This is a genomic window from Streptococcus oralis subsp. tigurinus (assembly GCF_002356415.1).
Classification (GTDB): domain Bacteria; phylum Bacillota; class Bacilli; order Lactobacillales; family Streptococcaceae; genus Streptococcus; species Streptococcus oralis_F.
Genome location: NZ_AP018338.1, coordinates 1,692,789 through 1,708,436, shown reverse-complemented (window position 1 = coordinate 1,708,436; position 15,648 = coordinate 1,692,789). Strand labels below are relative to the sequence as shown.

16 protein-coding genes and 1 tRNA gene are annotated in these 15,648 nt (G+C 41.1%); 16 read left to right on the top strand and 1 reads right to left on the bottom strand.

What is annotated here, in order from left to right; translation table 11 throughout:
- Positions 1 to 77: 77 nt before the first annotated feature.
- The 10 genes from rnpA to gap all read left to right on the top strand — a co-directional run bounded on the left by rnpA (position 78) and on the right by gap (position 10,626).
- A complete protein-coding gene (gene rnpA / locus STO1_RS08725) occupies positions 78 to 449 on the top strand; it encodes a ribonuclease P protein component (RefSeq protein ID WP_000748120.1) in 372 nt (123 codons plus the stop codon).
- Complete coding sequence (locus STO1_RS08720; RefSeq protein WP_000728097.1) at positions 424 to 1,251, top strand: membrane protein insertase YidC; 828 nt, start codon at positions 424 to 426, stop codon at positions 1,249 to 1,251. Before rnpA ends, STO1_RS08720 begins: the two co-directional genes overlap by 26 nt.
- 14 nt (positions 1,252 to 1,265) lie before the next feature.
- On the top strand, positions 1,266 to 2,252 hold the full coding sequence (gene jag / locus STO1_RS08715) for an RNA-binding cell elongation regulator Jag/EloR (RefSeq protein ID WP_084855913.1): 987 nt from the start codon (positions 1,266 to 1,268) through the stop codon (positions 2,250 to 2,252).
- A 55-nt stretch (positions 2,253 to 2,307) separates the two neighbouring features.
- Entirely contained in the window at positions 2,308 to 2,931 is a 624-nt protein-coding gene (locus STO1_RS08710; RefSeq protein WP_096422844.1) for a ribonuclease P, read from the top strand.
- Positions 2,932 to 3,048: 117 nt separating this feature from the next.
- Complete coding sequence (tkt, locus tag STO1_RS08705) at positions 3,049 to 5,025, top strand: transketolase (protein WP_096422842.1); 1,977 nt, start codon at positions 3,049 to 3,051, stop codon at positions 5,023 to 5,025.
- Between the two features lie 117 nt (positions 5,026 to 5,142).
- Positions 5,143 to 5,463, top strand: coding sequence for a preprotein translocase subunit YajC (yajC, locus tag STO1_RS08700; protein ID WP_001069056.1), 321 nt, complete (start codon positions 5,143 to 5,145; stop codon positions 5,461 to 5,463).
- A 47-nt stretch (positions 5,464 to 5,510) separates the two neighbouring features.
- Positions 5,511 to 5,954, top strand: a complete 444-nt coding sequence (locus STO1_RS08695) for a low molecular weight protein-tyrosine-phosphatase (protein WP_096422840.1) — start codon at positions 5,511 to 5,513, stop codon at positions 5,952 to 5,954.
- Positions 5,941 to 6,354, top strand: a complete 414-nt coding sequence (locus STO1_RS08690; RefSeq protein ID WP_000413199.1) for an MORN repeat-containing protein — start codon at positions 5,941 to 5,943, stop codon at positions 6,352 to 6,354. Before STO1_RS08695 ends, STO1_RS08690 begins: the two co-directional genes overlap by 14 nt.
- Positions 6,355 to 6,650: 296 nt before the next feature.
- Positions 6,651 to 9,302 (top strand): bifunctional acetaldehyde-CoA/alcohol dehydrogenase, encoded by a 2,652-nt coding sequence (adhE, locus tag STO1_RS08685; protein ID WP_096422838.1) that lies wholly within the window; start codon positions 6,651 to 6,653, stop codon positions 9,300 to 9,302.
- Positions 9,303 to 9,618: 316 nt separating this feature from the next.
- Entirely contained in the window at positions 9,619 to 10,626 is a 1,008-nt protein-coding gene (gene gap / locus STO1_RS08680; protein WP_000260675.1) for a type I glyceraldehyde-3-phosphate dehydrogenase, read from the top strand.
- Between the two features lie 70 nt (positions 10,627 to 10,696).
- Here gap and STO1_RS08675 read toward each other — a convergent pair whose 3' ends face one another.
- Positions 10,697 to 11,572 carry an RluA family pseudouridine synthase gene (locus STO1_RS08675; RefSeq protein WP_084647669.1) on the bottom strand — a complete coding sequence of 292 codons (876 nt, stop codon included), beginning with the start codon at positions 11,570 to 11,572 and terminating at the stop codon, positions 10,697 to 10,699.
- Between the two features lie 86 nt (positions 11,573 to 11,658).
- On the opposite strand from STO1_RS08675, the gene pbp2a reads away from it, so the two are divergent.
- The 6 genes from pbp2a to STO1_RS08645 all read left to right on the top strand — a co-directional run bounded on the left by pbp2a (position 11,659) and on the right by STO1_RS08645 (position 15,562).
- The gene (gene pbp2a / locus STO1_RS08670) at positions 11,659 to 13,854 is read left to right on the top strand and encodes a penicillin-binding protein PBP2A (RefSeq protein ID WP_096422836.1); all 2,196 of its coding nucleotides are present in this window, start codon (positions 11,659 to 11,661) and stop codon (positions 13,852 to 13,854) included.
- Positions 13,855 to 13,906: 52 nt separating this feature from the next.
- Complete coding sequence (gene rpmG / locus STO1_RS08665) at positions 13,907 to 14,059, top strand: 50S ribosomal protein L33 (RefSeq protein WP_009755504.1); 153 nt, start codon at positions 13,907 to 13,909, stop codon at positions 14,057 to 14,059.
- 9 nt (positions 14,060 to 14,068) lie between these two features.
- Positions 14,069 to 14,245: a preprotein translocase subunit SecE gene (secE, locus tag STO1_RS08660; protein ID WP_000505776.1), complete on the top strand. Its 177-nt coding sequence runs from the start codon at positions 14,069 to 14,071 to the stop codon at positions 14,243 to 14,245.
- 51 nt (positions 14,246 to 14,296) lie between these two features.
- Positions 14,297 to 14,833, top strand: a complete 537-nt coding sequence (gene nusG, locus STO1_RS08655) for a transcription termination/antitermination protein NusG (protein ID WP_000376728.1) — start codon at positions 14,297 to 14,299, stop codon at positions 14,831 to 14,833.
- Between the two features lie 120 nt (positions 14,834 to 14,953).
- Positions 14,954 to 15,427 carry a hypothetical protein gene (locus STO1_RS08650; RefSeq protein WP_007522820.1) on the top strand — a complete coding sequence of 158 codons (474 nt, stop codon included), beginning with the start codon at positions 14,954 to 14,956 and terminating at the stop codon, positions 15,425 to 15,427.
- Between the two features lie 63 nt (positions 15,428 to 15,490).
- Positions 15,491 to 15,562: transfer RNA gene (locus tag STO1_RS08645), tRNA-Glu, on the top strand.
- Positions 15,563 to 15,648 lie beyond the last annotated feature (86 nt).

Here is a 15,648-nt window from a genome sequence, read left to right as displayed (position 1 = left end):
TGTCTAAAACCTTGCTGTTATTGGCTTTTTCAAAAAATATGGTATAATAGTAGTAATTTAATAGATGGAGTTGAGTTTTGAAGAAAAGCTTTCGTGTAAAAAGAGAGAAAGATTTTAAGGCGATTTTCAAGGACGGAACAAGTTTTGCCAATCGAAAATTTGTTGTCTACCAATTGGAAAACCAGCAAAACCATTTTCGAGTAGGACTGTCCGTCAGCAAAAAGCTGGGGAATGCAGTTACCAGAAATCAAATCAAGAGACGAATCCGGCACATTCTACAAAGTGTAAAAGGGAGTTTAGTAGAGCATGTTGATTTTGTCGTGATTGCCCGAAAAGGGGTGGAAACCTTGGAATATGCAGAGATGGAGAAAAACCTACTCCACGTATTAAAGTTATCAAAGATTTACCAGGAAGGAAATGGGAGTGAAAAAGAAACTACAGTTGACTAGTTTGTTGGGCCTGTCCTTGTTTATCATGACAGCCTGTGCAACAAATGGTACAGCTAGCGATATAACAGCAGATTCGACAGACTTTTGGAGCAAATTCGTCTATTTTTTTGCTGAAATTATCCGCTTTTTGTCCTTTGATATTAGTATCGGAGTGGGGATTATTCTCTTCACGATTTTGATCCGGACGATTTTATTGCCGGTCTTTCAGACACAGATGGTTGCCTCTAGAAAAATGCAAGAGGCTCAACCGCGCATCAAGGCTTTGCGAGAGCAATACCCAGGTCGTGATATGGAAAGTAGAACCAAGCTAGACCAGGAGATGCGTAAGGTTTATAAAGAGTTAGGAATCAAACATTCATCCTCTCTCTGGCCAATTTTAATACAAATGCCGGTTCTCTTGGCGCTCTTTCAAGCCTTGAGTCGAGTAGACTTTTTGAAAACAGGTCACTTTTTATGGATTAATTTGGGAGGAGTAGATACAAGTTTTGTCCTTCCGATTTTGGCGGCAGTCTTTACCTTCTTGAGTAGCTGGTTATCGAATAAAGCTTTGTCCGAAAAAAGTGGAGCTACGACAGGGATGATGTATGGTATGCCTGTATTGATCTTTGTTTTTGCCATCTCCGCCCCAAGTGGTGTAGCCTTGTACTGGGCCGTATCCAATGCTTACCAAGTTCTGCAAACCTATTTTTTGAACAATCCTTTCAAGATTATTGCTGAAAGAGAAGCAGTGGCGCAAGCAGAAAAAGATTTAGAAGGCAAGAAGAGAAGAGCTTTGAAAAAAGCACAGAAAAAGAAAAAATAAGGAGGAATCTGGTAATGGTATTATTTACAGGTTCAACGGTTGAAGAAGCAATCCAAAAAGGATTGAAAGAATTAGACATTCCAAGAATGAAGGCCCACATCAAGGTCGTTTCAAAAGAGAAAAAAGGATTCTTAGGCTTGTTTGGTAAGAAGCCAGCTCAAGTTGATATCGAAGCCATTAGTGAAACGACAGTGATCAAAGCCAATCAGCAGGCCATTAAAGGGGTTCCAAAAGAAGTCAATGAAAAAAATGAACCCGTGAAAACAGTAAGTGAAGCAACTGTTGATTTGGGACATGTAGTTGAAGCGATTAAGAAGATTGAAGAAGAAGGTCAAGGTGTTTCTGAAGAGGTCAAGGCTGAAATTCTGAAAAATGAAAAGCACGCCAGCACGATTTTGGAAGAAACAGGCCATATTTCAATTTTAAATGAATTGGAACCAGAGGATACTACCGAGGAAGTGGAATCTGCTCCAGAAAAAGAAACTGAAAGGCAGGAAGCAACAAGCCAATCTTTGGAAGATTTAGGCTTGAAAGTAGAACCAAGTTATGACATCGAACAAGTGGCAACTGAGGTAGCTAGCTACGTTCAAACCATTGTAGATGATATGGATGTTGAAGGGACGATTTCAAGCGACTACAATCGCCGCACCATCAATCTTCAAATTGACACTAATGAACCAGGTCGTATTATCGGCTACCACGGAAAAGTCTTGAAAGCTCTTCAACTGTTAGCGCAAAATTACCTTTATAATCGCTATTCAAGAACCTTCTATATCACGATCAATGTCAATGATTACGTTGAACACCGTGCAGAAGTCTTGCAAACCTACGCTCAAAAATTGGCGACTCGCGTTTTAGAAGAAGGACGTAGCCAACAAACTGATCCAATGTCAAATAGCGAACGCAAGATTATCCATCGCATTATTTCACGCATGGATGGTGTGACGAGTTACTCTGAAGGTGACGAGCCAAATCGCTATGTTGTCGTAGACGCAGAATAAGCAAAGCAAAATCAGGTTCATCCTGATTTTTTGCTAGGAAAGGAAAGATTCAGATATGCTGAAAGCAGTTAGAGAATACCTATCATTTGAAGGGGTCCAGTACCGTAATCCTGATAAAGCTGGCGATGAAAGAGAAAAGATGTTGGACTTGCGGCAAAAAGGTCAAGAGGCTCGGAAGTCTTTTACAGAATTGGCCAAAACCTTTCAAGCTAGTCATCCAGAATGGCAACTTCAACAGACTAGTCAGTGGATGAACCAAGCGCAACGCTTGCGACCGCATTTCTGGGCCTATCTACAGAGAGACGGACAAGTGACAGAACCTATGATGGCTCTTCGTTTGTATGGAACACCTGCTGACTTTGGGATTTCTTTGGAAGTCAGTTTCATCGAGCGCAAGAAAGACGAACAGACCTTAGACAAACAAGCCAAGGTTTTAGAACTTCCAGTGGTAGAAGGGATTTATTATCTAGTCTACTCAAATGGGGAAAGTCATAAGGTGGAGGCTACTGAGGAGAATCGTCGTACTTTACGCGAGAAGGTGAGAAGTCAGGAAGTCCGTAAAGTTTTGGTTAAGGCAGATGTTTCCTTCATTGCAAATCAGTCAGTAGAAGCGATATTGGAGAAGCTAGAAGAGGCTTATGCGCGCTTGCTTCCGTACTATGAAGTGACGAGGGAATAGAAAATCAAATGTGTTAGATGAACGCAAATTGTTTTATTGCTATTCTATGCATTTTTTCATATAATAGTAAAATAGGATGTGTGATTCATTAATCACCTCAAAGAGAAAGGAAATTCTATGTCAAATCTATCTGTTAATGCAATTCGTTTTCTAGGTATTGACGCCATCAACAAAGCAAACTCAGGTCACCCAGGGGTGGTTATGGGGGCTGCTCCAATGGCTTATAGCCTCTTTACAAAACAACTTCGTATCAATCCAGCCCAACCAAACTGGATTAACCGCGACCGCTTTATTCTTTCAGCAGGACACGGATCTATGCTTCTCTATGCCCTTCTTCACCTTTCTGGTTTTGAAGATGTCAGCATGGATGAAATCAAGAGCTTCCGCCAATGGGGTTCCAAAACACCTGGTCACCCAGAATTTGGCCACACTGCAGGGGTTGACGCTACAACCGGTCCTCTAGGACAAGGGATTTCTACTGCCACTGGTTTTGCCCAAGCAGAACGTTTCCTTGCGGCGAAGTATAACCGTGAAGGCTTCAATATCTTTGACCACTATACTTACGTTATCTGCGGAGACGGAGACTTGATGGAAGGTGTCTCAAGTGAGGCGGCTTCATACGCAGGCTTGCAAAAACTTGACAAGTTGGTGGTTCTTTATGATTCAAATGACATCAACTTGGATGGTGAGACAAAGGATTCCTTTACAGAAAGTGTTCGTGACCGTTACAATGCCTACGGTTGGCATACAGCCTTGGTTGAAGATGGAACAGACTTGGAAGCAATCCATGTTGCTATCGAAACAGCCAAAGCTTCAGGCAAACCATCTTTGATTGAAGTGAAGACTGTGATTGGATATGGCTCTCCAAACAAACAAGGAACCAATGCTGTACACGGTGCTCCTCTTGGTGCAGACGAAACTGCAGCAACTCGTCAAGCCCTCGGTTGGGACTATGAACCATTTGAAATCCCAGCTGAAGTTTATGCTGATTTCAAGGAAAATGTTGCAGACCGTGGCGCATCAGCTTATCAAGCTTGGACTAAATTAGTTGCTGATTATAAAGAGGCTCATCCAGAACTGGCTGCAGAAGTAGAAGCTATTATCGACGGCCGTGATCCAGTTGAGGTGACTCCAGCAGACTTCCCAGCCTTAGAAAATGGCTTCTCTCAAGCAACTCGTAATTCCAGTCAAGATGCTTTGAACGTTGTCGCTGCCAAACTGCCAACCTTCCTAGGTGGATCAGCTGACCTCGCTCACTCAAACATGACTTACATCAAAACGGATGGCCTTCAAGACGATGCTAATCGCTTGAACCGTAACATTCAGTTTGGTGTTCGTGAATTTGCAATGGGAACGATCTTGAACGGGATGGCCCTTCATGGTGGACTTCGTGTATACGGTGGTACTTTCTTCGTCTTTTCTGACTATGTGAAAGCAGCTGTTCGCTTGTCAGCCTTGCAAGGACTTCCTGTGACTTATGTCTTTACTCACGATTCAATCGCAGTTGGTGAAGATGGTCCAACTCACGAACCAGTTGAACACTTAGCAGGTCTCCGTGCTATGCCAAATCTGAATGTTTTCCGCCCAGCAGATGCGCGTGAAACTCAAGCGGCTTGGTACCTTGCAGTGACAAGCGAGAAAACACCAACTGCCCTTGTCTTGACACGCCAAAACTTGACTGTCGAAGAAGGAACAGACTTCGACAAGGTTGCGAAAGGTGCCTATGTTGTCTATGAAAATGCAGCAGACTTTGATACAATCTTGATTGCGACAGGTTCAGAGGTCAATCCAGCTGTCGCAGCTGCCAAAGAATTAGCTAGTCAAGGCGAAAAAGTCCGCGTAGTCAGCATGCCATCTACAGATGTCTTTGATAAACAAGATGCAGCATACAAGGAAGAAATCCTTCCAAATGCAGTTCGCCGTCGTGTTGCAGTCGAAATGGGTGCAACTCAAAACTGGTACAAATATGTTGGCCTTGATGGTGCAGTTCTCGGTATTGATACTTTCGGAGCATCTGCCCCAGCACCAAAAGTATTGGCAGAGTACGGATTTACGGTAGAAAATCTAGTCAAAGTCGTTCAAAACTTGAAATAATCACAAAAATCAGAGTGAAAACTCTGATTTTTTATAACCATAAAAACAAGGTACAACCTTGTAAAAGTAGCTGAAATTTGATATAGTAGTCCTATGTAAAAGACAAAGGAGAAAACAATGAATCCAAATATTACTTTTTTAATCATGCTTGTAGGTATGATGGCCTTGATGTTCTTTATGCAACGTTCTCAAAAGAAACAAGCGCAAAAGCGTATGGAAAGCTTGAACAAGCTTCAAAAAGGCTATGAGGTTATTACAATTGGCGGCCTTTACGGAACAGTGGATGAAGTAGATACTGAGAAGAGAACAATCGTACTTGATGTAGATGGCGTTTATTTGACTTTTGAATTGGCTGCTATCAAGACCGTTTTGCCGCTCAAAGAGGCTGTGACACCAGAAGGAACAGTTGTTGATGAAAGCGGAGCAATCGAAGAATAAAACGGGACCTGTCACTCCCGTTTTTCTATGAAGTAAGAGGAAAAGGGATGAGAAAAATAGTATTTGTGTGCTTAGGAAATATCTGCCGTAGCCCCATGGCAGAATTTGTGATGAAATCCATGACGAGCGATTACCAGATTGAGAGTCGGGCAACGTCATCATGGGAACATGGCAATCCGATTCATAAGGGAACGCAAGGAATTTTCCAGCAATATCGGATCGCGTATGACAAAGACAAAACATCACTCCAGATTCGTAGAGAAGATTTTGAGTCATTTGATTACATTATCGGGATGGATGCTTCAAACGTTTCAGATCTGCGTCAAATGTGTCCTCAGGAACTACAGCATAAGATCTACCCTTTTGCACCTGAAAGTGTTCCAGATCCTTGGTATACAGGAGATTTTGAGGAAACCTATGCTCGCATCACAAGTGGATGTCAAAGCTGGCTAGATCGATTAGAAAATGAGAGTGACAATGGAAAAGCTTAAACAAATCTATGAGAAGTATAGAGTTTACCTAACTCGCCCTAGGTTAGAGTTCATTGCAGTAGTCGTAATTGCACTCTGTGCTCTTTCGGTATTTCTACTAAATACACCCAAAAAGGGTGTCCTGACACTTGATGGTGGTGCACTTGTTTATGATGGTACCCTGGTACGAGGGAAAATGAATGGTCAGGGGACCATGACCTTTGAAAATGGGGACCAATATACAGGTGATTTCAATAATGGAGCTTTTAATGGGAAAGGAACGTTCCAATCAAAAGATGGCTGGAAATACGAAGGTGATTTTGTAAATGGCCAGGCTGAAGGTCAAGGGAAGTTGACGACAGAGCAAGAAGTCGTTTATGAAGGGACCTTTAAACAAGGCGTTTTCCAACAAAAACAGTAGTCTCCAAGTTAGGAGACTATTTTTTAAAACCGAAAAGAAAACGCTTTCTGCAATTGAATTCAGTAAATAACTATCAACTAGAAAAACTTTGTGAAATAAAAAAATTTTCTCCATAATTTCACAATCATCCAAGCAAAACTCTGTTGCATAGGTATATTGAGAAAAAAATCACAATTTAAGGGAATTTCTTTGTGAAATGTTTATGAAACTGTTTACAAAGCATAAAAAAAGAGTTATAATAAACTTGTGAAAAAATTAACAAAGGGGTAAAATCCTTAAAGGCTATGGAGGATAATATGGCTGATAAAAAAACAGTAACACCAGAGGAAAAACAACTTGCTGCTGAAAAGCATGTCGACGGTCTCGTGAAAAAAGCCTTGGTTGCGCTTGATGAACTGCGCAAATTGAACCAAGAGCAAGTTGACTATATCGTAGCAAAAGCTTCGGTTGCAGCACTTGACGCACATGGTATCCTTGCACAACACGCAGTTGAAGAAACTGGTCGTGGGGTATTTGAAGACAAGGCGACAAAAAACCTATTTGCCTGCGAACACGTAGTGAACAATATGCGTGGAGTTAAAACAGTTGGAGTTATCGAAGATGATCCAATTACAGGTTTGACAAAGATTGCGGAGCCTGTAGGGGTAATCTGTGGTGTCACTCCGACAACAAACCCAACTTCAACAGCGATTTTCAAATCCTTGATTGCTTTAAAAACACGTAACCCAATCGTTTTTGCCTTCCACCCATCTGCTCAAGAATCATCAGCTCATGCAGCACAAATCGTTCGCGATGCAGCGATTGCAGCTGGTGCTCCTGAAAACTGTGTTCAATGGATTACAAAGCCATCTATGGAAGCAACTGGAGCGCTAATGAACCACGAAGGTGTTGCAACTATTCTTGCAACTGGTGGGAATGCCATGGTTAAAGCTGCATACTCATGTGGAAAACCAGCACTTGGGGTAGGTGCCGGAAACGTTCCTGCCTATGTAGAAAAATCTGCTGACCTTCGTCAAGCTGCTCATGACATCGTGATGTCTAAATCATTTGACAATGGTATGGTCTGTGCATCAGAACAAGCGGTTATCATTGATAAAGAAGTGTATGACGAATTTGTAGAAGAATTCAAATCATACCATACTTACTTTGTCAACAAGAAGGAAAAAGCGCTTTTGGAAGAATTCTGTTTTGGTGCAAAAGCTAACAGCAAGAACTGTGCTGGTGCTAAGCTAAATGCCAACATCGTTGGTAAACCAGCAGCATGGATTGCTGAGCAAGCAGGATTCAAAGTACCAGAAGGTACAAATATCTTGGCTGCTGAATGTGCAGAAGTTGGAATTAAAGAACCATTGACTCGTGAAAAATTATCACCTGTTATTGCAGTTTTGAAAGCTGAAGATACTGAAGATGGACTTAAAAAAGCTCGTCAAATGGTTGAATTTAATGGTCTAGGACACTCAGCTGCTATCCATACAAAAGACGAAGCTCTTGCAAAACGTTTCGGTACGGAAATAAAGGCAATGCGTATTATCTGGAACTCTCCATCTACCTTTGGTGGTATCGGTGATGTATACAACGCCTTCATTCCATCATTAACACTTGGATGTGGTTCATATGGACACAACTCAGTTGGTGATAACGTATCCGCTATCAACCTTCTTAACATCAAGAAAGTAGGAAAACGTAGAAATAATATGCAATGGTTTAAAGTTCCTTCAAAAATCTACTTCGAACGTAACTCAATCCAATACCTTCAAACTTGCGAAGGTATCGAACGTGTCATGATTGTTACCGATAAATCAATTGAAAAACTCGGTTTTGTACAACGTGTGATTGACCAATTGAATCTTCGTAAAAACAAAGTCACGATTCAAGTCTTCTCAGATGTTGAACCAGATCCAGATATCACAACAGTTCGTCGTGGTGTTGAAGTAATGCGTTCGTTTGAACCAGACACTATCATTGCCCTTGGTGGTGGTTCACCAATGGATGCAGCTAAAGGTATGTGGATGTTCTATGAACAGCCAGACGTTGACTTCGGTGACCTCGTTCAAAAATTCATGGATATCCGCAAACGTGCCTTCAAATTCCCATCACTTGGTAAGAAAGCACAATATATCGGTATTCCAACAACATCTGGTACAGGTTCAGAAGTAACACCGTTTGCAGTTATCTCTGACAAGGCAAACAATCGGAAATACCCAATCACTGACTACGCTTTGACACCAACCATTGCAATTGTTGACCCTGCTTTGGTAGAATCTGTTCCAGCATTTATTGCTGCTGACACAGGTATGGATGTCTTGACACACGCAACTGAAGCTTATACTTCTAACTTTGCCAATGACTATACAGATGGTATTGCTCTTCAAACCATCAAGTTAGTCTTCAAATATTTGGAAAAATCTGTAAAAACAGCTGACCCAGAAGCCCGTGAAAAGATGCATAATGCCTCTACAATGGCTGGTATGGCCTTCGCCAATGCCTTCCTTGGAATGAGTCACTCAATGGCGCATAAGATTGGTGCTGTTCACCACACCATTCACGGACGTACAAATGCTATTTTACTTCCTTATGTTATCCGTTATAATGGAACTCGTCCATCTAAAACTACAACATGGCCTAAGTACAATTACTGGAAAGCTGATGAAAAATTCCAAGATATCGCTCGTATGCTAGGTCTTCCTTGCTCAACACCAGAAGAAGCGGTTGAAGCTTATGCCAAAGCAGTTTACGATCTTGGTGAAGCAGTTGGAATCACAATGAACTTCAAAGGCTTTGGTATCGATGAAAAAACTTGGAAAGACAGCTTGCATGAGATTGCCTTACTTGCTTACGAAGATCAATGTTCACCTGCAAACCCACGCTTACCAATGGTAGCTGACATGGAAGAAATCATGGCAGATGCTTACTATGGTTATAAAGAACGTCCAGGACGTCGTAAATAATTGTTTATCAGCCTAGAGACAGGAGTTATCCTGTCTCTTTTTTGTGAACTCAGATAGACCTGGAATTAAGGTTGAGTGTGGAACTGGAGATAATATACGAACATTATAAAAGATTGTAGGGATATATTTAAAAATTAAAGAATAAGTGAATGAAAAAGAGTGGAAAAGTAGAAAAGCAAGAGAGAAAATCAACGCCCGTACTTGCAATTAAACTCAAATAGTTATATAATAGGTTTGTTGAAAGGTGATTTGTAGTGATTCAAGTTACTCTTTTCACAATAAAATTTTCAGGATTTTCATAAGGAGGAAATCACTAATGGTAGTTAAAGTTGGTATTAACGGTTTCGGACGTATTGGTCGTCTTGCTTTCCGCCGTATCCAAAACGTAGAAGGTGTTGAAGTTACTCGCATCAACGACCTTACAGATCCAGTGATGCTTGCACACTTGTTGAAATACGATACAACTCAAGGTCGTTTCGACGGTACTGTAGAAGTTAAAGAAGGCGGATTTGAAGTTAACGGTAAATTCGTTAAAGTTTCTGCTGAACGTGATCCAGAACAAATCGACTGGGCTAACGACGGTGTAGAAATCGTTCTTGAAGCAACTGGTTTCTTTGCTACTAAAGCAGCTGCTGAAAAACACCTTAAAGGTGGTGCTAAGAAAGTTGTTATCACTGCTCCTGGTGGAAGCGATGTTAAAACAATCGTATTCAACACTAACCACGATACACTTGATGGTACTGAAACAGTTATCTCAGGTGCTTCATGTACTACAAACTGTTTGGCTCCAATGGCTAAAGCTCTTCATGACAACTTCGGTATCGTTGAAGGTTTGATGACTACTATCCACGCTTACACTGGTGACCAAATGATTCTTGACGGACCACACCGTAAAGGTGACCTTCGCCGTGCTCGTGCTGCTGCAGTTAACATCGTTCCTAACTCAACTGGTGCTGCTAAAGCAATCGGTTTGGTTATTCCTGAATTGAACGGTAAATTGGATGGAGCTGCTCAACGTGTTCCTGTTCCAGCTGGTTCAGTAACTGAATTGGTAGCAGTTCTTGACAAGAACGTTACTGTTGATGAAGTAAATGCAGCTATGAAAGCAGCTTCTAACGAATCATATGGATACACTGAAGATCCAATCGTATCTTCTGATATCCTAGGTATGTCATTCGGTTCATTGTTTGACGCAACTCAAACTAAAGTTCTTGACGTTGACGGTAAACAATTGGTTAAAGTTGTTTCATGGTATGACAACGAAATGTCTTACACTTCACAACTTGTTCGTACTCTTGAATACTTTGCAAAAATCGCTAAATAATTCTTGAGTCGATAAAAAAGCAAGGCTTTCTGACCTTGCTTTTTTGTATATATAAGAATAGATGATAATGTCATCCATTCTTTTTTAATTTTTTTTCAAAAGTATCCGATAGAACAGTGAAACTCAATTTTTCTAAGGTGAGTGGATGGGTAAAAGAAAGGCGAAAGGCATGAAGCATAAGCCGACTTGTTTTTGATTTACTATTATAGAGAGGGTCACCCAAGATAGGATGCTTGTGATGAGAGAGGTGAACACGAATCTGATGCGTTCGACCGGTCTTTAGCTTGCAACGAACAAGAGCTGTTTTGTTTGGGAATTGCTTTAATCGACTGATATGCGTTTCAGCATATTGCCCATTTTTGGGATCTACTACTCGTTTTCTGCGATCATGTCGATCACGGCCGATTTTATCTTGAAAGACAAGTTCCTTACTCTCTATTCGTCCTTCTACGAGTGCCCAGTACTCGCGAGCGATTTCTTTTTTCTCCAACAAGCGATTGAGGATGGGCAGGATAAAAGGGTTCTTAGCAAAAAGCATCAGCCCACTGGTTTCCATATCTAGACGATGAACGACATAGCAAGTCTGCCCGACGTAGGCAGAGACATGATTGAGAAGGGCGATTTCGTTTGGTTGATTTCCATGCGTTTTCATACCCTCAGGTTTGTTGACGACAATAAGATGTTGGTCTTGATAAATTTCTTGAACGAGGTCTGGATTTCCCCAAAGGATTTCCTTTTTGGGATAATCTTCCTCATCAAAAGTCAATTGGCAAATATCCCCTGCTTTGACTATCTCGTTCCAGTGAACTTCTTCGTGGTTAATTAAGATGTTCTTCTTGGTTCTCAAAAAATGACGGATTTTTCTAGGAATGAGTAGTTGTTCCTCTAGAAATTGTTTGACCGTCATTTGAGGCAGGGATTCGGGTAATGTAAATGTGAATTGCATACAGATATTGTAACAAAAAAAGCCCTATTTGGATAGGGAGTAGCTAAATTCTTGAGTTCCCATGGTGAAGATGATAAAATAAACGCATGAAATTAGATAAATTATTTGAGAAGTTTCTTTCTCTCTTTAAAAAAGAAACGAATGAATCGGCGGAGTCTGATTCGACTAGCATGCGTCGTTCTCGGAGCGATAGAAAAAAATTGTCCCAAGTAGGGCCGATTCGGAAATTTTGGCGTCGTTATCATCTGACCAAGATTGTCATTATTTTAGGGTTAAGTGCAGGTTTGCTAGTAGGAACCTACCTATTTGCGATAGCCAAGTCTACCAATGTTAATGACTTGCAGAATGCCTTGAAAACGCGAACTCTGATTTTTGACCGCGAAGAAAAAGAGGCAGGAGCCCTATCCGGTCAAAAGGGCACCTATGTTGAATTAACAGATATCAGTAAAGACTTGCAGAATGCTGTCGTCGCGACAGAGGACCGTTCCTTCTATAAAAATGATGGGATTAACTACGGCCGTTTCTTTCTAGCCATCCTTACAGCAGGCCGTTCTGGAGGGGGGTCCACCATCACTCAACAGTTGGCGAAAAATGCCTATCTTTCCCAGGACCAGACCGTTGAACGGAAGGCCAAGGAGTTTTTTCTTGCCTTAGAGTTGACAAAGAAATACAGCAAGGAGCAAATCCTTACTATGTACCTCAATAACGCTTATTTTGGAAATGGGGTATGGGGTATTGAAGATGCAAGTAAGAAATATTTCGGTGTATCGGCTTCACAACTAACGCTTGATCAGGCGGCCACTCTAGCAGGGATGCTCAAGGGACCAGAATTGTATAATCCATTAAATTCTGTTGAAACTTCAACCAATCGTAGGGATACTGTTTTGCAAAATATGGTTGCAGCGGGTTATATTGATAAAAATCAAGAGACCGAAGCAGTTGGAACAGATATGGCTTCTCAACTGCAAGATAAGTATGAAGGGAGGGTTTTAGATTATCGTTACCCGTCCTATTTTGATGCAGTTGTCAACGAAGCAGTTTCCAAGTACAATCTCACAGAAGAGGAAATTGTCAACAACGGCTATCGAATCTATACAGAACTTGACCAAAACTACCAAGCCAACATGCAGGTTGTTTACGAAAATACTTCGCTATTTCCAACAGCAGAAGACGGAACACATGCTGAATCAGGTAGTGTTGCTTTAGAGCCTAAAACAGGTGGGGTGCGTAGCGTTGTTGGTAGCGTAGCTGGCGATGACAAACCAGGCTTCCGCAATTTTAACTATGCCACTCAGTCTAAGCGTAGCCCAGGCTCAACTATCAAACCTTTAGTGGTTTATACGCCTGCAGTAGAAGCAGGATGGGCCTTAAACAAGCAACTGGATAATCATACGATGCAGTACGATAGTTATCAAGTAGACAATTATGCAGGGATTAAGACTTCTCCTGAAGTACCTATGTATCAGGCTTTGGCGGAATCACTCAATTTACCGGCAGTTGCGACTGTAAATGCATTAGGTATTGACAAAGCTTTTGACGCTGGGGAGAGATTTGGCCTGAATATGGAAAATGTTGATCGAGTTCTTGGAGTCGCTCTCGGTGGAGGTATAGAGACGAATCCCCTCCAGATGGCACAAGCTTATGCAACCTTTGCTAATGAAGGTTTGATGCCTGAAGCGCATTTTATCACTCGTATTGAAAATGCCAGTGGTCAGGTCATCAAGAGTTATAAAAATTCCCAAAAACGAGTGATTGATAAGTCGGTAGCCGATAAAATGACCAGCATGATGCTAGGGACATTTACCAATGGTACAGGAATTAGTTCATCGCCAACAGATTATGTTATGGCTGGAAAGACAGGTACTACTGAGGCTGCTTTTAATTCAGTATATACTAGTGACCAGTGGGTGATTGGTTATACTCCAGATGTGGTAATTACCCACTGGCTCGGCTTCCCGACGACGGATGAGAACCATTATCTAGCAGGTTCGACATCAAATGGAGCAGCCCATGTCTTTAGAAGTATGGCTAATACCATTTTGCCATACACTCCAGGTAGCACCTTTACAGTTGAGAATGCTTATAAACAAAATGGTATTGAACCAGAAAATACGAAAAAGCAGGTTGTTGAAAATGAGACAAACCAGTCTGAGGATCCGATAGCGGATATTCGTAGTCGTGCACAAAATCTTGTAGATGAAGCGGGACGTGCGATTTCAGAAGCTAAGATAAAAGAAAAAGCCCAGACAATATGGGACTCATTCCTTAATCTATTTCGTTAAGAGGCTTGTCAAAGCCTAGGTTTCTTGTTATAATAGATAAGATGGAGGCGTTATGGCATTAAAAAAAGCAAGCCTAGCTTGTGCAGTTTGCGGTTCAAGGAATTACTCAATCAAAACTAGTGGGAACCCCAAGCCAACACGACTAGAAGTAAATAAATTTTGTAAACATTGTGGGAAATATACGACACATAGAGAAACGAGATAGGAGAGAACGATGGGTTTTATTAAGGATATTTTTAAACTTCTTAAAGAAACAACGTGGCCAACTCGCAAGGAAAGCTGGAGAGATTTTCGATCTATTATGGAATACACAGCCTTCTTTGTGGTCATCATTTACATTTTTGACCAGTTGATTGTTTCAGGTTTGATTCGATTTATTAACATTTTTTAGAAGAAAGGCGGAGAACTTCTGCTAGTTTCTTCTATTATGAAAGGAAATATCATGGATAGTTTTGACAAAGGATGGTTTGTTCTACAAACTTATTCTGGCTATGAAAATAAGGTAAAAGAAAATCTATTGCAACGTGCACAAACGTATAACATGTTGGATAATATTCTACGCGTTGAGATTCCAACACAAACCGTGCAAGTTGAGAAAAATGGAAAGAAAAAAGAAATTGAAGAGAATCGCTTTCCAGGTTATGTCCTTGTAGAAATGGTCATGACCGATGAAGCATGGTTCGTCGTTCGAAATACACCGAACGTAACAGGATTCGTCGGATCCCACGGTAACAGATCAAAACCAACTCCGCTATTGGAACAAGAAATCCGTGATATTCTGGTTTCAATGGGACAAACTGTTCAAGAGTTTGATATTGACGTTGAAGTTGGTCAGACTGTCCGCATCATTGATGGCGCTTTTGCAGACTACACAGGTAAAATTACTGAAATTGATAACAATAAAGTGAAGATGATTATCTCTATGTTTGGTAATGATACGATTGCAGAAGTAAACCTAAACCAAATTGCAGAATTATAACCCCAGAGAGGCCTTGCCTCTCTTTTTATGTGCCGTTGAGGGAGGAAGAAGTATAGAATAGAGGAAATGGGCTCATGGGATCGTGCATTTTGCTAAACTAAATGCAGAAAGGAGAGGTCTATGAAGCTAAAAGACTTATATGAAGAAAGTAAGGGAATCGTCCATAAGTGTCGCAAAGATTATCATTTGCATCTGTGGGAGAAAGAGGACTGGGACCAGGAAGGCATGTTATGTCTGTATGAGCTGGTGAGTCGCAATCCAGAGTTGCTAGAGGGCGAGCGCCATCAACTATATGTTTGCTTTAAAACAAAATTTAGAAATCGTATTCTAGATTACATCCGTAAACAGGAAAGCCACAAGCGCCGTTTTGACAAAGAACCCTATGAAGAGGTGAGTGAGATTAGCCATCGTCTAGGAGAAAAAGGACTCAGGCTGGACGATTATTATCTCTTTCACGAACTTCTAAAGAATTACAAATCAAAGCAGAGTATGGAAAAACAAGAATTAATAGATCGTCTCATGGGAGGAGAAGTCTTTAGAGGACGTAAAGCTCTCCTGAGAGAACTTTCCCTTATATTTTCAGAATTTCGATAAAGAGGAAAAAAGTCCTTGACAAAGTAGGGAAAGTAGGTATAATAGAAAGAGTTGAAAAGCTCAGGTCCGTTGGTCAAGGGGTTAAGACACCGCCTTTTCACGGCGGTAACACGGGTTCGAATCCCGTACGGACTATGGTATATTGCGGATGGAACACTTGATGAAAAAAGTTCAAAAAAGTTTCAAAAAACTGTTGACAGAGAGAGTTAGCTGTGATATAC